Origin of the sequence: Jannaschia rubra, from assembly GCF_001403735.1 — a bacterium.
Taxonomy (GTDB): Bacteria; Pseudomonadota; Alphaproteobacteria; order Rhodobacterales; family Rhodobacteraceae; genus Jannaschia; species Jannaschia rubra.
This window is the reverse complement of record NZ_CXPG01000014.1, coordinates 258,700-278,823: the sequence shown is the minus strand read 5'-3', so window position 1 is coordinate 278,823 and position 20,124 is coordinate 258,700. Positions and strand designations below refer to the sequence as shown.

15 protein-coding genes and 1 pseudogene are annotated in these 20,124 nt (G+C 68.6%); 9 read left to right on the top strand and 7 right to left on the bottom strand.

Going from position 1 to position 20,124, the window contains the following annotated elements:
- Window positions 1–205: 205 nt before the first annotated feature.
- The gene (locus tag JAN5088_RS07285; protein ID WP_055682142.1) at window positions 206–1,456 is read right to left on the bottom strand and encodes an O-antigen ligase family protein; all 1,251 of its coding nucleotides are present in this window, start codon (window positions 1,454–1,456) and stop codon (window positions 206–208) included.
- A gap of 147 nt (window positions 1,457–1,603) precedes the next feature.
- Here JAN5088_RS07285 and JAN5088_RS18875 point away from each other — a divergent pair, with 147 nt between their 5' ends.
- Entirely contained in the window at window positions 1,604–2,386 is a 783-nt protein-coding gene (locus tag JAN5088_RS18875) for a hypothetical protein (RefSeq protein WP_055682141.1), read from the top strand.
- Entirely contained in the window at window positions 2,383–3,873 is a 1,491-nt protein-coding gene (locus JAN5088_RS07275; RefSeq protein WP_055682140.1) for an FAD-dependent oxidoreductase, read from the top strand. Before JAN5088_RS18875 ends, JAN5088_RS07275 begins: the two co-directional genes overlap by 4 nt.
- On the opposite strand, the gene JAN5088_RS07270 is transcribed toward JAN5088_RS07275, so the two are convergent.
- Both JAN5088_RS07270 and JAN5088_RS07265 read right to left on the bottom strand, forming a co-directional pair.
- Complete coding sequence (locus tag JAN5088_RS07270; protein ID WP_055682139.1) at window positions 3,863–7,735, bottom strand: family 16 glycosylhydrolase; 3,873 nt, start codon at window positions 7,733–7,735, stop codon at window positions 3,863–3,865. The genes JAN5088_RS07275 and JAN5088_RS07270 overlap by 11 nt on opposite strands.
- Window positions 7,736–7,908: 173 nt before the next feature.
- A complete protein-coding gene (locus tag JAN5088_RS07265; RefSeq protein ID WP_055682138.1) occupies window positions 7,909–9,330 on the bottom strand; it encodes an oligosaccharide flippase family protein in 1,422 nt (473 codons plus the stop codon).
- A gap of 158 nt (window positions 9,331–9,488) precedes the next feature.
- Between JAN5088_RS07265 and JAN5088_RS07260 the strand changes: the two genes are divergently transcribed.
- Window positions 9,489–10,226, top strand: coding sequence for a class I SAM-dependent methyltransferase (locus JAN5088_RS07260; RefSeq protein ID WP_055682137.1), 738 nt, complete (start codon window positions 9,489–9,491; stop codon window positions 10,224–10,226).
- Entirely contained in the window at window positions 10,223–11,383 is a 1,161-nt protein-coding gene (locus JAN5088_RS07255) for a glycosyltransferase family 4 protein (protein WP_055682136.1), read from the top strand. Before JAN5088_RS07260 ends, JAN5088_RS07255 begins: the two co-directional genes overlap by 4 nt.
- On the opposite strand, the gene JAN5088_RS07250 is transcribed toward JAN5088_RS07255, so the two are convergent.
- The 4 genes from JAN5088_RS07250 to JAN5088_RS07235 are packed head-to-tail and all read right to left on the bottom strand — an operon-like array spanning window position 11,374 to window position 15,177.
- The gene (locus JAN5088_RS07250) at window positions 11,374–12,270 is read right to left on the bottom strand and encodes a sulfotransferase family protein (RefSeq protein WP_055682135.1); all 897 of its coding nucleotides are present in this window, start codon (window positions 12,268–12,270) and stop codon (window positions 11,374–11,376) included. The two genes, JAN5088_RS07255 and JAN5088_RS07250, sit on opposite strands and share 10 nt — an antisense overlap.
- Window positions 12,271–12,281: 11 nt before the next feature.
- Window positions 12,282–13,433 (bottom strand): glycosyltransferase family protein, encoded by a 1,152-nt coding sequence (locus JAN5088_RS07245; protein WP_055682134.1) that lies wholly within the window; start codon window positions 13,431–13,433, stop codon window positions 12,282–12,284.
- Window positions 13,430–14,386 carry a glycosyltransferase family 2 protein gene (locus JAN5088_RS07240; protein ID WP_074962401.1) on the bottom strand — a complete coding sequence of 319 codons (957 nt, stop codon included), beginning with the start codon at window positions 14,384–14,386 and terminating at the stop codon, window positions 13,430–13,432. The genes JAN5088_RS07245 and JAN5088_RS07240 overlap by 4 nt, the downstream gene beginning before the upstream one ends.
- On the bottom strand, window positions 14,383–15,177 hold the full coding sequence (locus JAN5088_RS07235; RefSeq protein WP_055682132.1) for a family 16 glycosylhydrolase: 795 nt from the start codon (window positions 15,175–15,177) through the stop codon (window positions 14,383–14,385). The genes JAN5088_RS07240 and JAN5088_RS07235 overlap by 4 nt, the downstream gene beginning before the upstream one ends.
- On the opposite strand from JAN5088_RS07235, the gene JAN5088_RS07230 reads away from it, so the two are divergent.
- The 5 genes and pseudogenes from JAN5088_RS07230 to JAN5088_RS19650 form a co-directional block, all read left to right on the top strand.
- A complete protein-coding gene (locus JAN5088_RS07230; protein ID WP_082429861.1) occupies window positions 15,176–16,171 on the top strand; it encodes a glycosyltransferase family 2 protein in 996 nt (331 codons plus the stop codon). The two genes, JAN5088_RS07235 and JAN5088_RS07230, sit on opposite strands and share 2 nt — an antisense overlap.
- Before the next feature lie 259 nt (window positions 16,172–16,430).
- Window positions 16,431–17,111 (top strand): sugar transferase, encoded by a 681-nt coding sequence (locus JAN5088_RS07225; RefSeq protein WP_055682130.1) that lies wholly within the window; start codon window positions 16,431–16,433, stop codon window positions 17,109–17,111.
- Window positions 17,112–17,547: 436 nt separating this feature from the next.
- Window positions 17,548–18,480: a lysylphosphatidylglycerol synthase transmembrane domain-containing protein gene (locus JAN5088_RS07215; RefSeq protein ID WP_055682128.1), complete on the top strand. Its 933-nt coding sequence runs from the start codon at window positions 17,548–17,550 to the stop codon at window positions 18,478–18,480.
- Window positions 18,470–19,603 carry an acyltransferase family protein gene (locus JAN5088_RS07210; protein ID WP_055682127.1) on the top strand — a complete coding sequence of 378 codons (1,134 nt, stop codon included), beginning with the start codon at window positions 18,470–18,472 and terminating at the stop codon, window positions 19,601–19,603. Before JAN5088_RS07215 ends, JAN5088_RS07210 begins: the two co-directional genes overlap by 11 nt.
- A gap of 155 nt (window positions 19,604–19,758) precedes the next feature.
- Window positions 19,759–20,106 (top strand): annotated as a pseudogene (locus tag JAN5088_RS19650) (acyltransferase); the annotation flags it as partial.
- Between the last annotated feature and the right edge of the window lie 18 nt (window positions 20,107–20,124).

Genomic DNA, 20,124 nt, shown 5'->3' with positions numbered 1-20,124 from the left:
GCAATCCGTCGGAACGGACGTTGGAATCGTCTCGGGTATGCCGTGCTTGATGTTGTGGTTGTGTGTGGGCCTCCCGCCTATCCTCGTGTTTCGCCCATCACAAACGGTTTGGGCGGATTTCAGGCCTAGGCGCGGAAAACGGCGACATTATGCCCGTTTTGCGGTTGGTCATCGGTGAATTACCGCAGGATTGGTGCGTCGGACGTTACGTTTCTCTTGCACTTGCGACATCCCGCCGCATCATGCCGTGGCAGGCGGCCAGGGCACCGATCCAGAAGATGATGTGGAAGATCACGAACGGCCTCAGAAAGTCGGCCTCCGTGAAGCTCCGCACCAGCACGACGAGCATGTGCGTGAAGAAGTAGATCAGCGGCATCGTCCCGAGCCGCACCGTGGCCCGCGTCAGGATCACGACCGCCCAGAGCGTGCCCATGACCGCCAGCGCGAGGCCGACGAGCCCCTGATGAATGGCGATCTCATAGTAGCTGTTGTGGAAATTGAAGACGTCGCCCGGCGCCTTGTAGAAATCGAAGTAGATCTTCCGCACCAGCGGCGAGGCCTGATAGCGCCAGAAGCCCCCCGCGCCGACGCCGAGCACCGGGTGTTCGGCGATCTGGTCCTCGGCATAGTCCCACAGAACGGTGCGCCCGGTCAGCGTCGTGTCCTTGCCGAATCGGTCTAGGACGACGGCGACCGGATCGGCGGTCAGCGTTGGCAGCACCACCATGGCCGTGCCGGCCAGCGCGGCCAACAGGAAGAAGGCAGTGGCAAGGCGACTGGCGCGAAACAGCCCGCCGCGGAGGATCACCGCCCCCGTCAGGAGAATCATCGATGACGCCAGCACCAGAAGCACCGCGGTCGCTGAATCGCTCAGCACCGCCATCACCGCTGCGATGCCCGCCAGGCCGGCCGCCACCAATCGCCATATCCTCGGAGCCCCGGGATCGAGACAGGTCGCCAATGCCGCAATCCACAGGACGACCATGTTCTTTCCCATGGTGTTCTTTTGAGTGAAGATGCCGCGGTCGATCTCGCCCGGTCCGAAGGCGTAGAGGATGTTGATGACTCCGATCACGCCCGTGGCCAGCAGGACTGATTGCATGATCTGCCGCGGCGTCAGGCTGGAGGCGACCTGGAAGCAGATCAGCATGGTCAGCGACAGGTATACCGCATGCTTGAGCGCCTCCACCGGCTCGACCGCCCAAGCGACCGAGAGCAGGCACCAAAGGGGAAAGACCAGCACGATCCATCCCCGGGACACCAGGGGCAGGATCGCCCGCTGGTCGCGCCAGATCGTCAGCGCGTAGTAGGCCGCCAGCGGATAGAGCAGCAGCTGATCGCCGGGAAACTGCACGAAGGTCACGCCGAACCACAACGACAGCACGATGAAGTCTCGCCGCTGCGGAGTTATCCGCAGTTGCAGGCCGGTCGGCCGTCCATCATGGCTTGCGTACATGGTCCACCTTTCGTTGCGCCCACCTGATACTCTTTGATCGCCGGATTCCACAGCATTTCGACGGCGCCGACAATTGACGTGCCCGTCGGGTCGGCCACATGGTGCGGCGGATCGACCGGAAAGGCCGATGCCGGACGAGGGGGCGGGATGGAACCGACGACGGGCGACGAGACGGCGGTGGACGGCCATGTCCACCTCTATCCCGGCATGGAGGCCGCGCGCGTCTTCGACGCCGCGCATCGCAACATGCGCCATGCGGCGCCGGGGGCCGTGGCCTTCTGCCTGCTGCTGACCGAGACGTCGCGGGACGGAGCCTTCGGTGCGCTTGCGTCCGGCAGGATGGCCCTGGGTGGCTGGCATACCCGCAGGCTGCCGCAGGACCCGGCCGCGCTGATTGCCGCGGATGGCGCCGGGCGGGAACTGACCCTGATCGCCGGGCGCCAGATCGTCAGCGTCGAGGGGATCGAAGTGCTCGCATCGGCCACGCGGGTCCGGTTCTCGGACGGGCGTCCGGTGGCTGAAATCCTGCAGGCCCTGCGGTCGCAGGGCACGCCCGCCATTCTGCCCTGGGGCCTTGGCAAATGGCTGGGCCGCCGTGGCGGGCGTGTGGCGGAACTGGTCGGCCATGGCATGCCCGGCGTTCTGCTCGGCGACAACGCGGGACGGCCGCCAGCCTGGCCGCGCCCCCGGCTGTTCGATGCGGCACCTGTCCTGCCGGGTACCGACCCCCTTCCGGTTCCCGACAGCGAGGAGGACGTGGGCCGTTTCGGCTTCCTACTGCCCGGCCTTCTCGACCCGGAGCGTCCGGCGACCGATCTCGCTCGCAGGCTGATGACGCTGGAGAGCCAGCCGACCGTATTCGGCGATCGCCGCGGCACGCTGGCGGTTCTGGCGGAACAGATGACGCTCCGGCGGACGGCTCGGAGATGAAGCGCGCGACCCTCTCCGACCTGACGGCCGAACCCGTCGACGTCCTGGTGATCGGTGGAGGCATCTACGGATTGATGGCCGCGCGGGATGCGGCGCTGCGCGGTCTCGCGACGGTGCTGGTCGACCGGGGCGATTTCGGCGGCGAGGCATCGCATAACTCCCTCAAGATCATGCACGGCGGCATCCGCTATGTGCAGCATCTCGATATCGGCCGGATGCGTGCGTCGGCCCGGGAACGCGCCTTCTGGCAGCGGGCCGCGCCCGGCCTGATCCGCCCGCTCGACTTCGTGATCCCGCTGTTCGGCCATGGCGTGAAGGGCCCGGAGGCCTTTGCTGCCGCCGCGGCGATCTACCGAGTCGCATCCACCGGGTTGCGCGGACCGGACTATGGCGGCGGCGGCGTGATCGGACAAAAGGCCGCCCGCATGCGCCTTGGCGACCTGGCGCCCGACGGGCTGACCGGGGGCGGTGTCTGGCGCGACGGACAAATCATCGACGCGAACCGGCTGCATCTCGCGTGCCTGCGGGCCGGGGTCGATGCGGGCCTGCGCGCCGCCAACCACATGGATGCCGTCGCCCTGATCCGCATGGGTGATGCGGTAACCGGCGCCCGGCTGCGCGACCGCCTGACCGGGCAGGACGGCGAGGTCCACGCCCGCGTCACGCTCTGCTGCGCGGGAGCCGCGACATCCGGCCTGACCGCTCCCGTCCTTCCGAACGCGCCGCGCGGCTTTCCGGGCTTCGCACGTGCGACGAACATCGTCACCGACCGGCCCGCCGACACGCAGGCCATCGGCATCGTCAGCCGCAGCCGGTCCGACGCCGTGGTCGCGCGCGGTGGGCGGATGTATTTCCTGACGCCCTGGCAGGGGCGCACAATCATCGGCACGCATGAGGCGGGAGGCACCGATCCCCGCGATCCGGCCGATATTGCCGCCTTCCTGGCCGAGATCGCGGCCGCCAGCCCCGCCCTGGTGCCGGGTAACGTCCTCTGGGCCTACCAGGGCCTCATTCCCGCCGACGTCGATGACGGCCCCGGCGGCCCCCGGCGCCAGACGCGCGGGACGTTGATCGACCATTCGCAGGCCGGCGGCCCGAAGGGCCTCATCAGCGTCATGGGGGTCAAGTACACGACTGCCCGACTGATCGCCGAAAGGGCCGTCGATTGCGCCGCGTCCCAGATCGGGCGCGGCCGGGCGGATGGACGAAGCTTTGCCGAAGACCTGCCCGATCCGGGCCTGGCCGTCTTCGATCCGGCGGATGAACATGGCTTGGCCGACCGGGTTCGCACCGCCTTCGACGACGAGATGGCCCAGACGCTGTCGGACGTGCTTTTGCGGCGCACGACCCTGGCCGAAACCGGTCAGCTTGCGGGGTCGGAGGGTCGGAACCTGCTGGAACGGACCGCGGATATCGCGGCCCGTATCCGGGGCTGGGACGCGGAGCGCCGCGCGGTCGAAGTGGCGGCGGTGCGCGTCAGCCCGTAATGAGGATGTCGCCGTCCGCCCACAACTGCGCCGCATCCAGACCGCGTCCGTTCCGGATATAGGCCAGCACGGCGAAGTCGTCGCCGCCGCCGTCGGCGTCGATCTCGATCCGGCCCAGCGTGCCTTGGTTGACGATGCGGATATGGCCCGACAGGTCGCTGCCGTCGAAACCGGAGAGGATGTCGCGGAACTCCAGCCGGTCGCCCTGGGACAGGTCGAAATCCTTCAGGTCATCGCCGGGCGTCAGCACGTCGTCCATGGTGAAGACGAAGGTGTCGGCGCCTTCGCCGCCGCGAAGGACGTCGGCCCCCGCACCGCCGATCAGGACGTCATCGCCCGATCCGCCGAACAGCTTGTCGCCCCCGCCCAGCCCGAGGAGCGTCGTGGCCTGGGCACCCGCCTTCAGGATGTCTTCGCCCGAAGTGCCCACGATCTGAGTGTCGGGGTCGGTGGGCGCACCCGGATCGGTCGGATCGCCCGGGTCGGTCGATGGGGCCGTGTCGAGCGTCAGACCCGGCCCGGCGACGGTGGCGGTGTTGCCTTTTGCGTCGGTCGCGGTGACGGAACTGCTCAGCGTGCCGTCGCCCAGACCCGACAGGTCCAGCGTCACGCTGCCGTCGGCGTCGAGCGCGGCGGAGGTGACGGTGGCGCTGCCATCGGTGACGGTGACGACGGCACTGGCATCCGCGTCGATGCCCGAGACGGCAAAGACCACCGCGCCGACCTCATCCGCATCGATGGACAGGTCGGGCGCGCCCAGCGCCAGGTTGCCGTCCTCGTCGGCCGAGGTGTCGGGCGTTCCTCCTCCGGTGTCGGGCACCTCCCCCGCTGCCGTCACGATCAGTCCACCATCGACCAGCATCTGCGCCGCATCCAGACCGCGTCCGTTCCGGATATAGGCCAGCATGGCGAAGTCGTCGCCGCCGCCGTCGGCGTCGATCTCGATCCGGCCCAGCGTGCCTTGGTTGACGATGCGGATATGGCCCGACAGGTCGCTGCCGTCGAAACCGGAGAGGATGTCACGGAACTCCAGCCGGTCGCCCTGGGACAGGTCGAAATCCTTCAGGTCATCGCCGGGCGTCAGCACGTCGTCCATGGTGAAGACGAAGGTGTCGGCGCCTTCGCCGCCGCGAAGGACGTCGGCCCCCGCACCGCCGATCAGGACGTCATCGCCCGATCCGCCGAACAGCTTGTCGCCCCCGCCCAGCCCGAGGAGCGTCGTGGCCTGGGCACCCGCCTTCAGGATGTCTTCGCCCGAAGTGCCCACGATCTGAGTGTCGGGGTCGGTGGGCGTACCCGGATCGGTCGGATCGGTCGGATCGCCCGGGTCGGTCGATGGGGCCGTGTCGAGCGTCAGACCCGGCCCGGCGACGGTCGCGGTGTTGCCTTTTGCGTCGGTCGCGGTGACGGAACTGCTCAGCGTCCCGTCGCCCAGACCCGACAGGTCCAGCGTCACGCTGCCGTCGGCGTCGAGCGCGGCGGAGGTGACGGTGGCGCTGCCATCGGTGACGGTGACGACGGCACTGGCATCCGCGTCGATGCCCGAGACGGCGAAGACCACCGCGCCGACCTCATCCGCGTCGATGGACAGATCGGGCGCGCCCAGCGCCAGGTTGCCGTCCTCGTCGGCCGAGGTGTCGGGCACATCGCCGAACAGCGACAGCGTATCGCCCGGAAGGGTCAGGCTCGCCCCCCCGGCGTCGGTCGCCGTGACCGAGGTGGCGATGGACCCCTCCAGAAGGCCGCTGATGTCGAAGAGATAGGTGCCGTCGGACCCGGCCGTGCGCGTCAGGACCGTCGTGCCGTCCGTGACGCGGATCACGGCAATCGCATCGGCGTCGAGACCCGAGAGGACCAACGCGACCGACGCCGCCTCATCCCCCGTGATGGTCGCGTCTGGCGCGCTGAGCGCCAGGTTGCCGTCGTCGTCGGCGGAGGCTTGCGGTTGCACCGTGATCGCGCCGGCGATGCCGGACGCCGTCTGACCCAGCACCGTGGCGAAGTCGACCACTCCCGAGCCGGTCGTCATGGCCAGCCGAACGCCCGCGGCGACATCGGTCAGTACCAGGTTCGACAGCGTCTGCGCCACGCTCCACCCGAAGTCGGAGGCTATGCCCGACAGGTCGATACGGTCGCCTTGCCCGGGTTTGAACCCGGCCAGAACGTCGGGATTTCCGTCCAGCGCGGTGGCGCGATAGACGATGGTGTCGGCCCCCCCGCGCCCGTCGATGTAATCAGACCCGGCGCCCCCCTCGATCACGTCGCTGCCGGCGCTGCCGATGATGCGGTCACCCGCTTCGCCGCCCACGACGCGGCCGGTGACCTGCATGAACTCTCCGTCACCGTCCAGCGTGCCGGCCTCCAGGCCGATCCGGCTCTGCAGGAACGACGACAGCGCATCGGCGTATTCGGTATAGGCGGCGTCGGTGAAATGGACCTCGTCCGGCGACAGGTCGCCCGCGTCGAGCGGGTTGTCGAACAGGACGACGTTGGACAGTCCGCGCCCCTCGACCAGCGCGCGCAGACCGGGAACGAAGGTGCCGTTGCCCGCGTCGCCCGCCTCGCGCTGCCCGCCCACGGTGGAATAGCCCTCGTTGATGAAGGTCGCGAACTCCTCCGGGATGCCCTGGCGGATCTTGGGTGCAATGGTCGAGATCACCAGCCAGGCATCTGCGCTGCCTTCCATCGCCAAAAACTGGTCGATGGCCTTGTTCATGTTGGACATGATCGCGGGATGACGGTTCGAGAAGAACTGCTCCGCGTTGTTGTTGTAGTCGTTGGTCCCTGCCATCAGCAGCACGACATCGGGCGCGAAGGCGTCGAGGTTGTCGGATAGGTCCGCCGCGCCCGCCGATCCGTTGCTCGCCACGATCTCCCGCAGGGCCTTGCCGCCCACCGCGCTGTGGTCGCGGTCAATCATTCCGGACGGCCCGGTCTGGCGGAAACCGACGTAGTCGAACCAGCCGCCCGCCGCGACGATGCCGTCGAACAATTCGCTGCGATAGCCGTCGCGGTCCGCCGGGTCCTCGTTCGGATCGCCCACGTTGACGAACCCTTCGGTCAGGGAATCGCCGATGGCGAGCACCCGCGCGGCGCGGGCCCAGGTGCCTTGATCCATGTCGATCACCAAGGCGTCCTCGGTGCCCGCGAAGGTGACGGCACCACTCGCGTCGACGGGAAGGTCGATCTGCGCTTCAGTGTAGGAGAAGGCGTCGTAGACCGCCGTGGTGTTCACGTCCGCGTCGATCGGTCCGTGCCAGTTTTCCAGACGCTCGCCGCCGGTCCAGATGGCGCCATAGACCAGCATGTCTTCGTCGGGCTGGGGCACGGGGGCGCCGTCGGCCGCGACCTCGTGCACCAGGCGGTCGTCCACGAACCAGCGGATGCCGTCGGGCATCCATTCGATGCGGTAGTCATGCATTCCGGCCGAGGCATCGAAGCCCAGATCGACGATGACGGGCCCCGCTGCGGCGAGCTTCTGGGAGCCGTAGAAATAGTTGAGCCGGACCTCGGTGCTGTCGCGACCGAGGAACTCGAAGTCGATCTCGTTCTGGCGGGTGGCGCCGAAATAGTCCGACGTGAACAGAAAAAAGGCCGAGACCACTCCGGCCTCGCCCGAGGGCTGCATCCGCATCTCGTAGGAGCCGTAGCCGAAACTCTCGGACGACTGGATCTCGGCACCGGTGAACGGCTTGCCGTCCTTGTCGTCGCCCGTCAGGCGCAGCGTGACCGTGCCCGGCGCCAGCTCCACGTGGTCCGCGTTCCAGGCAGCCTGATAGATGCGGCCCGCAAGCGCGAAATCCGAAAGGTTCCAGAAGTCCGTGTCGAACGTGTCGAACGAATCGTCGATGCGGTAGGCCATGCGAAATCCCCCCCCAGGGTCGGCACAACCCTTGGAAACAGGGCGCCGGTCGTCAGTTCACGCGACAGCTCGCCCCGACGGAAATAGCCGGGAACAACGGTCGACAGGCGAAAACGTTAACACAGATTAACGATCGCTAGGCAACAGGAAGTTCACCGAACGGGAAGCGAAGGTCAGGAAAAGCCGCCCTTCAGCGCGCTCATCGCCGCCCTGAGGTTCCGCCTGTCCAACAGGACCAGCACACTCCAGGCCAGCGCCAGCACGGCAACGGTCGCCGCCAGGGTCTGGGCCCCGTCGAGGCGCCCGGCGGCGATCCAGAGCGCGCCCCAGGCAAGGCCGCCCGCAGCCGCGGGTGCGGCCATCGCGCGCCAGATCGCCGTCTGGGCGATCGGCGCGGCGCGGTTGGCCCAGGCCAGGTAGCGCGGGGTGTAGGCGAGCGAGAACAGCGTGATGGCCAGCGCCACCGCCTCCAGCCCGAAGGGCGCCGCGGCGGCCACGGCGAGCGTGCGCAGCACCATGCGCTCCACCGCCATCCGCAGCCTGAGCCGCGTCCGGTCGAGGGCCTGGAACATAACCCCGGCGGTGGAGGTGGCGATCTCGATGGCGATGCCGGGCGCGGCCAGCGCGAAGACGGGCGCAACCGCGGCCCAGCGGTCCGACAGGAGGAAGGGGAACAGGGTCTCGCCCGCGCCCGCAAGCACGGCGAGCGGCACGATCACGAGGAACGCGAGCACCCGGCAGCTTGCCAGATAGAGGTCCGCCACCGCGCCTGGGTCGGCCTGTCGTGCGGCCATCCGAACGAAGACCACCTGCGCGATCGGCCCGCCCAGCCCCGTGCGCGGCAGCGTGAGGAACCGCTGCGCCATCGAGAACAGGCCCAGCGGCGCGGCCCCCAGGATGTAGCCCAAAATCATAACCGGCGCCTGCGTCTGGCCGGTGAACAGAAGCGAGGTGCCGATGTTGTCGGCCGCGAACCGCAGGTGATGGCCCAGCGGAGTGAAGCCACGCGGCGCACCGGGGCGGAACCGGCTCATCGCCGCGGCCATCGCGGTCTGCGTGGCGGCCAGCACGACCTGTTGCGCCACCAGCGCCCAGACCCCCGCCCCCATCGCCGCCGACACCAGCACCACGGCGATGCCCGCCAGCCCCGCGACCGTCCGCATCAGCGACAGCGCGGGGAACCGGTCGTCGCGTTCCATCCGCGCGGTGGGCACGGCCGCGAGCGCCCCCAGAAGCGGAAGCACCGCGAGCGTCGCCACCAGCGGCAGCAGCCGCGCCCGGTCGAACAGCGCGGCCCAGACCGGCGCCACGGCGACCAGCACCAGCATCAGCGCCGCGCCGACGCCTGCAAGCATCCAGAACACGCTGTTCCATTCCGCCGGATCCAGTTTCGGCTGGCGGATGAGCGACCGGCCCAGACCCGCATCGCTCAGCAGTTGCGCAAAGACCACGACGCCCATGGCGAGGGCCATGTCCCCGAAGTCGGCGGGCGACAGGAAACGCGCCACGAAGGGCAGGACCAGAACCTGTGACGCGGCCAGGAACAGACGCGACGCGCTCAGCGATCCGACGTTGATGAGGAAGGTCTTGCTCATGCGCCTCCGGACGGCGCGACAGGCGCAGGGCAGATGGGGCGTAGGGCCGAGGGGCTGTCCACGTCAAGGCCCTGCAAAGGCCACACGACGGGCGTGAAACCGTGCTAGCGTCCGATTCGTTCTCAGAAGCAGAGATTTCACGGACTCGGACCCTTTGGATGGCTCACGAACCCATAGCCGCGCAATTCGCCCACCCTCGGGAGGAGGCGGACGCCGCCGCATCCACCGACCTCTATGCCCGGCGCTTCGCGGGTCCTACGGGCGAATGGATGCTTCGGATGCAGACCGACGCCATACTGTCCCTGCTGGATGGCCGGCCGGTGGCAAGCGTCCTCGACATGGGCGGCGGCCACGCGCAGGTGGCGCCGCCGCTGGCGCGTGCGGGCCATGATGTCACCGTCCTCATCAGCGGGGCAAATGCCGGCGCAAGGCTGTCGGCGGCGCGGGGCTCCTTCAAGGTCACATCCGGCGATCTGATGGCCGCGCCCTTTGCCGACCGCAGCTTCGATGCCGTCGTGTCGATGCGGATGATGGCGCATGTCGCCGACTGGCCCAAATATCTGGCCGAGCTCTGCCGCATGGCGCGCGACACGGTGATCGTCGATTTCCCCCTTGACGGTGCCGGCGGCCGGCTGGGTCAACGCCTGTTCGGCGCCAAGCGGCTGGTCGAGCGCGGCACCCGCCGCTATCGCCTGATCGGGCGGGACGAGGTGACGGAGGTGCTGGCCCGCCACGGGTTCGACGCCGACGCCCACGTGGGCCAGTTCGTGCTGCCCATGGCGCTGCACAGGATGGTGCACAAGGCCCCCCTCTCGGCCGTGGCCGAACGGGTGCTGCGGCCGCTGGCGCCCCGGATCGGCAACCCGGTGATCCTGCGGGCGGTCCGGCGCGCATGAGGATCCTCGTCCTCGCGCCCCAGCCGTTCTTCGTGCCGCGCGGCACACCCATCGCGGTGCGCGCCCTGTTGCAAGTGCTTACCGGCGCGGGCCATGCCTGCGACGCCTTGGTGCTGGCCGAGGGCGAGGATCCGCAGATCGACGGCTGCCGCATCTTCCGGGTTCCTGCGCTGCCCGGAACGCGGAACATGCCGCCCGGCTTCTCGGGCAAGAAGGTCGTGGCCGATGCGGGGATGATGGCCGCCGCGATCCGCCGCCTCCGTCGCGACCGCTACGACCTCATCATCGCGGTCGAGGAAGCGGCCTTCATCGCCATGGCGCTGAAACCCCTGTTCGGCGTGCCCTACGTCTATGACATGGACAGCTCGATCCCCGAGCAGATGGACGACAAGTTCGGCCTGCCCCCCCGGATCCGCCGCGCCATCGCGGCGGTCGAGGCCCGCGCCGCCCGTGCCAGCATCGGCGCCATCACCTGCTGCCGCGCCCTGCAGGAGACGGTCGAGGGCTATGCCCCCGGCCTGCCGGTGCAGACGCTGGAAGACGTGACACTGATCGCGGAGCCGGGGCCCATGCCCGACGACTGCCTGTTTCCCGAACCCGTGGTGATGTATGTCGGCAATCTGGAGGGCTATCAGGGAGTGGACCTTCTGATCCGGGGGTTCGCCCGTGCCGTGGCCGGGGGAGCCGAAGGACGGCTCGTCGTCATCGGCGGCACCGAGGCGCATATCGCGGCGCACCGCGATCTGGCGCGCGATCTCGGCGCGGGCGACCGCGTCACGTTCCTCGGCCCCCGCCCGGTGGAGCGGATCGGGGATTACCTGCGTCAGGCCACCGTCGTCGCCTCTCCCCGAACGCAGGGGCGCAACACGCCGATGAAGGTCTATTCCTATCTCGACAGTGGCAGACCATTGCTCGCGACCCGGCTGCCGACGCATACGCAGGTGCTGGACGACGACATAGCCATGCTGGTCGCGCCGGACGAGGTGGACATGGCGCGGGGGCTTTCCGAATTGCTGGCCGACGGCGCGCTGCGCGACCGGCTGGCGACCGCGGCGGCCCAGCGGGTTGCGGAGGAGTTCAGCCCCGAGGCCTATCGCCGCAAGCTGCTGAAGTTCATCGACGACAGGATCGCTCCGCAGCTCGACCTTCAGTCATAGCCGAAGCGCGCCAGCATGGCGGCGAAATCTTCCGGCGCTGCCGCCAGATCCTCCTCCGAGACGTCGTCGCGCCAACGCCCGACGGAAGTATCCGAAATGGGTGCGGTGACGTTCGCGTGATGCGCCTCGCGTTCGACGTCGCCCATGGGGCCGACGGGGGCCTCCAGCATGGCGGGGTCGAATTCAAGTCCGGCCCAGTCGAAGACGCCGGCCATCTCGCGCTCCGGGTCCTGCACCAGCGCCTCATATCGCAATGGGCGCAGGTTCGGTGTCCAGCGGCCGAAGGCCTCGCAGGCCTGGTTGTTCGTGATCCAACGCTGCGCACCGGCCGCAAAGTCTCGCAACAGCCCGGCTTTCGCGTAGGACCGTGCCACGTCGCGCCCGTCTCGAATCAGCCAGAGGTATTGCGCGCGCGGAAAGGTCTGGCCGATGGCGGGCAGGTGAAATGCGTTCCAAGGCGTCTTGTCACCCCAACGTGGCGCCTCCGACCCGGCCGCGCGCGTCAGAAAGTGGAACAGCGCGTCGATCAGGGGGCGCAGGCGGCGGTCTTCCATCGCTTCCGCCTCGGCCGCGAAAGCGTTGAGGTTCGGCAGGTCGAAGGTATCGAAGTGAGGGTGTTTCTCGAAGTGCGCGCAAAACAGCCAGACCCGTTCCCGCCAAGGCAGCAAAGCCGACTGGGGCCAGCCTTCGATGATGTCGCCCAGCACATAGGTTTCGGGCGGGATGTAGATCTGGCCCGAGGCCATGAGAACCCGGCGAACCAGTGTGTTGCCGCTGCGACCTGATCCGATGACGAACAGGGGCTCGCTCGGCCGGGACGGCAGGTGGCGCAGACGGGGCATGGCCCATCGCAAGGCGACGCGTGACATTCGGGGAAGGGGGGACATTCAAGGCTCCGTCATCCGTCGGCGCCGGCCAGACGCCGCCGCCAGTGTCCGGCCATCTTGCGGGCCAGCGTCAGGGGCCCGACTGCCCCACCCGTCCGCGACGCGCAACCGGGATCGCGGCGCAGCCGGTCGAGGCGGGCGGCCACGCCCTCCGCGCCGTAGCGGGCGATCACCCGGTCGCGTATCGCATCGGCCCGCAGGCGGGTCGCGGCGGGGTCGGCGGCAAGACGGCGCACGGCGTCGGCCACACCGGCAGGAGCGCAGTATTGCGCCAGATCGCCGAAGGTCGCCTCCAGCCGTGGGTCGAGCAGGCAGGGCCGGCCGCAGAGCGTGGCTTCCACCACCGTGCGCCCGAAGGCTTCGGTCAGGGCGGGGTGGTAGTGATAGGTGAACACGTCGAGCGTGTTGAGGAAATCGGCCACAGGCTCCGCGCCGAAGGGCAGCACCTCCCAGTCCTCCGGGTGGGCCCCCGCGGCCGCCAGCGCCTCGGCCGGGCAGCCCATGACGCGCACGCAGATATCCGGACCGGCGGGCAGGGCGGCGTCGATCTCGGGCCCGGCCGCGGGAAACTTCAGCGGGTCGGCCCGGCCGTGGCGTCCGATCGTGACCGGGCCGCCGTCGAAGGGCAGGCGCGTCACCGGCCAGTCGGCGGGGTCGAAGATGTTGGGCCAGTCGTCGCCGGTCTGCCGCAAAAGGGGCGCGAAGGCCGCCATCTGCGCGCGGACGGTGGGCGAGACCGGCGCGATCCACGCCGAAAGGCCCAGTGCCGCCTTTGCCCGGCGAATGGCCACGAGCGGGTCGTATTCCAGCGACCCGTCGGCGCGGAACGGCGTGTGGTGGGCGATCATCACGCTGCGGCTCGCGGTCAGATGCGCGCGCTCCTCGATCCCGCGGGCGAAGACCAGAGGGTGATGCAGGAACGCCAGCGGTGCCTCTGCCGTGGCGCCGGGGGCCAGCGGCGTCACGCCATCCAGATCGCAGAGCGCGACAGCGGCCGGGTTCACCGGGTCGCGCGCGTCGTCCAGATAGGCCGAGCGCACGAACAGAAGGCCAAGCCGCATCCCCAGCCCCGCCATCGCGGCGACGTCCGCCACCAGCGCCGAGGTGCTGCCGCCGGAAAAGCGCGGATCGGCCACCACCAAGGCGTCGAACGTCCCGCTCATTGCGCCCCGCGCCGCGACAGGAGCCTGCGCCCGACCTCGCGCCCCAGTCGCCCGATCAGGTCGACACCCACCTGCGGCGGCGCGCGGAAACAGGCGGCAGCGGCGCGCGGGTCGGAGGCGCGGACGGCGTCGATCATCCGTCGCCAGGCCCATTTCTTGTGCTGCTCCATCATATGCGCGCGCAGGGCCGCACGGGTCGGTGCATCGAGACCGGGCAGCGCCAGCATCGCCCGGTCTGCGGCGACCAGATGGCCATGCGCCTCGGTCGGGTGCTGACCCGAGAGCGATCCGGGCCGGACATGCGCGACATATCCCATCGGGTCGGTCAGCACGAAGCGCGCACCCGCCAGCAGGGCGCGGGCATAGAGGACGAAATCCTCGCCCAGCCGGATGCCGGGATCGTAGCGCAGATCGTGATGGTCGAGGAACGCGCGCGACATCAACGGCTTCAGGAACCCCATCTCCCGCCGCCCGCCGTGCCGGGCGGACAGGTTCGCGCGGATGAAGGCGGCCGCGTCCACGGGAACGGTCCCGATGCTCTCGTCCGACAGCAACCTGCTCCGCTCCGCCTCGGGCGCGCCCTCGGGCTGCTTCCACAGGTCGTCGGCCAGGAAATCGGCACCGGTGTCGCGTGCGGTGACTGTCATGCGGGCCAGGCGCTCCGGTTCCATCCGGTCGTCGGCGTCCAGCACGGCGATCCAGGGCGCGCGGCTTTCGTCGATGGCGCGGTTGCGCGCGGCGGATGGTCCCATGTTGCGCGGCTGGCGCAGCACGCGCAGGCGGGGGTCGCCGTGGGCCATGGCCCGCGCGGCGGTATCGTCGTCGGAAGCGTCGTCGACCACCAGAACCTCGACAGGCACGGTCTGCGCCAGCGCCGAGTCGATGGCCCGGTCGATGGTGGCACCCGCGTTCCACGCCGCGATGACGACCGCGGCCTGCGGCACCTCTGTCATCCGCCTGGCACCGGATCGGAACACATGGGCGCCGACGACTCCGGCGGACGGTAGGAGATGCAGCGGTATTCGGCCTGCGCCTCCATGTCCTCGGGGGCCACGCCGGACCAGTCGGCTTGCGCCGGGCCACCGGCCCAGACGTTGAACATGATCCGGCCGGGAATGTCGGGCAGGGTGTAGTCCTCGCCCTCGACGCGGAAGAACTCCTCGCCGTCGACGTACCAGACGATACGGTCCGGCAGCCAGTCGAAGGCATAGAGATGCGGGCCATCGGCCGCATCGAAGCCCAGGTCGAGCCATTGGCCGGGCAGCCGCTCGCCCTTGGCGAAGCGCGTGACCCAGACCTTGGTGGTGTCGCGGCCCAGGAACTCGAAATCGATCTCGTCCTGCGGGTCGCCGTAATAGGGGCCGGTATAGGTGAACAGGCTGGAGATGACGCCCATTCCCCGCGCCGCCGTCATCTCGACTTCGTAGCGGCCGTAATGGGTGCGGCGGACACGCTGCACCTCGGCGCCGTGGAACGGGGTTTCGGCCTCCTCCGGCGCGGGGAGGAGGGACAGTGTCAGGCCTTCGGCCGTCCATGCGATCGCGTCCCGCGTCCAGGCGGTGCGGAAATCGTCGGTGCGGATGGTGAAATGGCTGACCTGCCACCCTTCGCCCAGACGGTCCTGCGTGTCGAACCTTGACAGGAAGGCGCCCTCCGGCTCGGCCTGCGCCGCCAGGGCCACGCCAGTCGCCAGGGCCACCCCCGCAACTGCACGCTGGACCCCGACCGGGACATTCGAGAACATGGCGTTACCTTCCTTGGAATGCGGGGTGCAGCCTATGTCGGGCGACGGGATCAAGGCAACGGTGATCGTCGCGGCCTTCAGGGCCCGCGATGTCCTGCCGGCCAGCGTGCAAAGCGCGCTGTCCCAGACCGGCGTGACCTGCGAGGTCGTGATCGTGGATGATGCTTCGGGCGACGGCACGTTCGAGGCGGCGAAGCGTCTCGCGCGCGACGACGACCGCGTCCGCGTCCTGCGGCTGGAACGGAACGGCGGACCGGCGGCGGCGCGGAACGCCGCGCTGGACGTGGCGCAGGGCGAATGGATCGCGGTGCTGGACGCCGATGACCGGATGGAGCCCGACCGGCTGGCCCGGATGATCGCCTTCGGCGAGGCGCAGGGTGCGGATGCAGTCTTCGACGACTTTCAGCCCGTCGACCCCGCCGGGCAGCCCATCGGCACGACCCATCTGGCACCCCTGGCTCTGCAGACGCCCCAACTCTGGGGGCTGGAGCGGTTTCTGGAGGGATGCCAGGCCCGCCCCGGCGTGCCGTCGCCTGGCTATCTCAAACCCGTCCTGCGTCGCGCCTCCGTCGACCGGCTCGGCCTGCGATACGATACCACGCTGCGCAACGGCGAGGATTTCCACCTGATCGCGGCGCTTCTGGCGTCGGGGGGTCGGCTATGGGTCATGCCCGAGGCCGGATACCTCTATAGACGGTCGGCCGGGACGATCTCGGCCCGGCTCGACCCGCAGCATGCGCGCGCCCTGGCCGTGGCCGACCTAGCCTTCGCGCGGCGTCTCGACTTGTCGGACCGCGCAAGGACCCTGATGCGGACACGGCGTCGGCGGCTCGACGATATGGCCGCGACGGAGGCGGTGTTGACCTATCTTCGCGCCCGCAAGCCGGGCGCCGCACTGTCGATCCTGCGCCATCGTCCATCGGCGACGACCCGCCTGTTTCGGCAGGTCGGCGAGGCGATTCGTCGCCGGATCTCGGGCGATTTCAGGGCATGAGCGGATAGCCGCTTAGAAAAAAGAGGATGACCTAACGTCAGAACGAATCGGGCACTGTTGCCTGATTCCCACTGTAACGTCCTGTCAAACCGTCAAAATTGTTTAAAGTATGGAATTCCACCGTTGTAGCGGGACATGGAACCGTTAATGGTTTATTAATGTTGCGTGGGTGTCGCGGTTGCGGCCACGTCGATCGGAGGCAGGATGAGCCTGCCCCGGCCGACCCATAATAGTGAGTTGTTTCGACCCGGGGGGGCAGATGATCGATATATCCAAGGCCGGAGCGGAGGCCGTTTCCGCCATTCCCGTCACGTCGCCCGGCAAGCGCGCGGTAAAGCGCAGTATCGACGTGTTCGTCGCGTCCGCGCTGCTGATCCTTCTCGCGCCGCTGATGGCGTTGATCGCGATGCTCATCGCGTGGCGTGATGGCGGGGGCGTCGTCTATGCCCATCAGCGCATCGGTCGCGACGGGATACCCTTCGGCTGCCTCAAGTTCCGCACCATGGTCCGCGACGCCGACGTCCAGTTGGCGCGCCTTTTGCGGGACGATCCCGATGCGCGCGAGGAGTGGGCCGAGAGCCAGAAGCTCCGTAACGACCCGCGTATTTTGAAGGGGATCGGGCATGTCCTGCGGGCCACGAGCCTGGACGAGTTGCCGCAGCTCTGGAACGTGCTGACGGGACAGATGAGCCTCGTGGGGCCCCGCCCTGTGGTGGAGGACGAGTTGCGGCGCTATGGCCCGGCCCGGTCGCTCTATCTGTCGGTTCGTCCCGGTCTGACGGGGCCCTGGCAGATCGGTGCCCGGTCGGACGGGACCTATGACGCCCGGGTGCGTGAAGACAGCGACTATGTCCGCAACTGGACCCTGTCCCAGGATCTGGCGATCATCATGCGAACTGCCCTGATCGTGCTGCGTGGACGGGCGCCGGGCGCCTATTGATCTACGGTCCGTCGGCCAGTCCCGTGCCGGGACGCCGGCGCCGCACCGCCTGATCGGCAGCGAGTGAGCCACGGCCCGGGGGAAAGACGGAAACCCAGGCGACCGCCAACGTGATGATTGCCCCGCCCAACCAGAATGCCAGCAGCGGGATCCAGATCGACCCGTCGATGCCGGCTTCCAACAGAAATGCGCAAACGGCAGCCGATCCGTATCCGCAGGCGATGTATCTGATCATTCGTTCCAGTCCTCGGGCAGGCCGGTACGGTTTACACGAAAAATTGGCAATAGGCGGATTATTTACGTTACGTCATATCTATATGGGCCGTTTTCTGCGGAAGGGTAGGGCATGGACGGTCAAATTACGAATGACGCTTCACCTGGACCGGTAGCGAACCGCCGCCCGGGCGGCGTGTCGCCCGGGCGCATACGACGTGCCGTGGTCTTTCGATCGCTGAAAATCGCGATCTGCGCGGGGCTTCTCTTTTGGATCGTGATGTCGGCCGACCTCGCCGCGGTCTGGGCTGTCATGTCGAAGGCCGATCCACTTCTCCTCGTCCTTGCCGTGGCGATGCAGGTCCTGGGGGCGGCGATCGTCGCGCTGCGCTGGCAGCGCCTCCTGGCCGTGCGCGGGGTAACTCCGGGATTCCGCTATCTCTGGACGTCAACCGTGTCGGCCTTCTTCTTCCGCCAGTTCCTGCCCTCGGTCGTGGGTGGCGACGCGATCCGCAGTTATGACGCCTGGCGCGCCGGAGCGACGCCGGGGTTCACGGCGCTGTCGCTGGTGGTGGACCGCCTGTTCGGCCTGCTGACGCTCATCGGCTTCGCGGCCGTCGCGGCGGTGTCGATGCGCCGCGTGGTCGAGGGGTTGCCGGGTCTCTGGCTGACGACGGGCATCGCGCTCGCCATCGTGGGCGGCGGGCTGGCCCTCCTGATGCTGCCGGGGCAGATCCCGCTGCCCGCCCGTTCGCCCGCCCGCCTGCGCCGCATCGTCGATGGGATGCGCGCCTTCGACGGGGCCAGGGGCATCGTGGGTCCCTGCCTCGGGCTGTCGATCCTGCTGCAGGTCAACGTCGTCACCTTCTACTGGGTACTGTCTCAGGCGCTCGGGCTGGGCGTGCCCTACGGCGCCTTCTACGCCATCGTGCCCATCGCCATCTTCGCCATGATGGCCCCTTTCACGATCAACGGCATCGGCGTACGCGAAGTCGTGTTCATCTTCCTTCTGGGTCTCTGGGGCGTGGACGAGTCGATGGCCCTGGCCTTCGCCTGGACGGAATTCGCCGTGATCCTTGCCGCGGGCCTGATCGGGGGTGCGGTCTATGCCATCCGAAAGGGCGCACACCCGCGGGAAGGCGGCGATGTCCCTTAGGTACCGCCCCGAGATCGACGGCCTCCGGGCGGTAGCGGTGCTGCCGGTCGTGGCCTTCCGTTTCGGCGCGCCCTGGGCGCCGGGCGGTTTCGTCGCGGTGGACGTCTTCTTCGTGATCTCGGGGTTCCTTATCACGTCGATCATCCGGCGCGAACTGGGGGAGGGGACGTTCTCGCTCGCCGGGTTCTATGAGCGGCGCATCCGGCGCATCCTGCCCGCGCTCTTCGTGGTGATCGTGGCGAGCCTCGCAGCGGCCATGGCGCTTTTCCTGCCCCACCACCTGCGCGATGCGGGGCAAAGCGCCGCCGCCGCGACCTTCTTCGCGTCGAATGTGCTGTTCTTGCTCAAAGTGGGGTATCTCGACGCCGCCGCCTATACCAAGCCGCTCCTGCACACCTGGTCGCTCCCCATCGAGGAGCAATTCTTCATCTTCGTGCCGCTCATCCTGATGGCGCTTGCAGCCCTGAACCGGCAGGCGATCCTCTGGGTGGGGGGGCTGACCGCCGCGTCCTTCGCGCTCAGCGCGGCCACGACGACCCTCATGCCCACCGCAGCCTATTACCGGCTGCCCTGGCGCGCGTGGGAGATGGGCGTCGGCGCCCTCCCGGCTCTCAAGTCCTGGCCCCTGCCGCACCGGCGCGCCCTGCGCGAAAGCGTCATGGCGGGGGGCCTTCTTCTGATCGGGCCGCGCTCGGGCGCGCTGTCGTATGACGCAGACCGGACGGCGTTCTTCCTGGACCGGTTGGAAAAAGCGATCCGGCGCCTTCGGGGCGCGGGCAAGCAGGTGATGCTGGTCTACCCCCCGCCCGAGGCCGAGCAAACCGTCCCCGAAGCCGCAGCCCGGACCCCGGTGCGCGGTAGCGACCCGGAGGACCTGAGCATCTCGCGCGAAGGGTTCGACAGACGCGCGGCCGGGGTGATCGAAGGCTATGACCGCCTGGTGGAGGACTACGACCTTCTTGGCGTTCGCATCGACCGATTGCTCTGCGATAACCGGAATTGCGATCTGTTTCTGGACGGAACGCCCTTGTTCCGCGATACCAATCACCTGACCGAAACCGCGGCCTACACGCTGGCGCCGCAGTTCATTTGGGCCTTGCGCGAACTGGAGACCATTCAGTGACTCCCCCCGACCCCGTTTCCACCGCGAAGGCACCGCGGCCCGAAAAGGACCGCGTGATCGCCTCGCTGTCGGCGCCAGGGTCGGCCGTCGACAAGTATCGCGCCTTCTTCATCGGCACAGGCGGCTGGGGCACGTTCCTGCACTACGAACTGGCCATGATCTTCGCCGCCGGCACCGGCGGCGCCCTGGGTTTCGCCCTGCGCAAGGCGCTCTTTCCGGGGCTGTTCCGCGCGGCGGGCCGGGGGGTCAACTTCGGCCGCAACCTGTCGCTGCGTTGCCCCGGCTGGATGACGCTGGGCGACCATGTGTCCATCGACGACGGCTGTTCGCTGGATGCGCGGGGCACTGGGGGGGTGGCCGATTTCACCATCGGCGACCGCACCCTGATCGCCCGCGACACGGTGCTGGTGGTCAAGCAGGGGTATCTGCGCATCGGCAACGACTGCTCCATCGGCAGCCAATGTACGCTGTCGGCTGTCTCGGGCCTGGAGATCGGGGATCACGCCATCGTGGCGGGGCAA

What these genes read in the sequence shown, in the direction of transcription:
- JAN5088_RS07260 (WP_055682137.1), top strand. Translation starts at nt 9,489, where the DNA reads ATGGCTCACGAACCCATAGCCGCGCAATTCGCCCACCCTCGGGAGGAG.
- JAN5088_RS07230 (WP_082429861.1), top strand. Translation starts at nt 15,176, where the DNA reads ATGGCGTTACCTTCCTTGGAATGCGGGGTGCAGCCTATGTCGGGCGAC.
- JAN5088_RS07285 (WP_055682142.1), bottom strand. Translation starts at nt 1,456, where the DNA reads ATGTACGCAAGCCATGATGGACGGCCGACCGGCCTGCAACTGCGGATA.
- JAN5088_RS07240 (WP_074962401.1), bottom strand. Translation starts at nt 14,386, where the DNA reads ATGACAGAGGTGCCGCAGGCCGCGGTCGTCATCGCGGCGTGGAACGCG.
- JAN5088_RS07265 (WP_055682138.1), bottom strand. Translation starts at nt 9,330, where the DNA reads ATGAGCAAGACCTTCCTCATCAACGTCGGATCGCTGAGCGCGTCGCGT.
- JAN5088_RS07245 (WP_055682134.1), bottom strand. Translation starts at nt 13,433, where the DNA reads ATGAGCGGGACGTTCGACGCCTTGGTGGTGGCCGATCCGCGCTTTTCC.
- JAN5088_RS07275 (WP_055682140.1), top strand. Translation starts at nt 2,383, where the DNA reads ATGAAGCGCGCGACCCTCTCCGACCTGACGGCCGAACCCGTCGACGTC.
- JAN5088_RS07235 (WP_055682132.1), bottom strand. Translation starts at nt 15,177, where the DNA reads ATGTTCTCGAATGTCCCGGTCGGGGTCCAGCGTGCAGTTGCGGGGGTG.
- JAN5088_RS07225 (WP_055682130.1), top strand. Translation starts at nt 16,431, where the DNA reads ATGATCGATATATCCAAGGCCGGAGCGGAGGCCGTTTCCGCCATTCCC.
- JAN5088_RS07250 (WP_055682135.1), bottom strand. Translation starts at nt 12,270, where the DNA reads ATGTCCCCCCTTCCCCGAATGTCACGCGTCGCCTTGCGATGGGCCATG.
- JAN5088_RS18875 (WP_055682141.1), top strand. Translation starts at nt 1,604, where the DNA reads ATGGAACCGACGACGGGCGACGAGACGGCGGTGGACGGCCATGTCCAC.
- JAN5088_RS07255 (WP_055682136.1), top strand. Translation starts at nt 10,223, where the DNA reads ATGAGGATCCTCGTCCTCGCGCCCCAGCCGTTCTTCGTGCCGCGCGGC.
- JAN5088_RS07270 (WP_055682139.1), bottom strand. Translation starts at nt 7,735, where the DNA reads ATGGCCTACCGCATCGACGATTCGTTCGACACGTTCGACACGGACTTC.
- JAN5088_RS07210 (WP_055682127.1), top strand. Translation starts at nt 18,470, where the DNA reads ATGTCCCTTAGGTACCGCCCCGAGATCGACGGCCTCCGGGCGGTAGCG.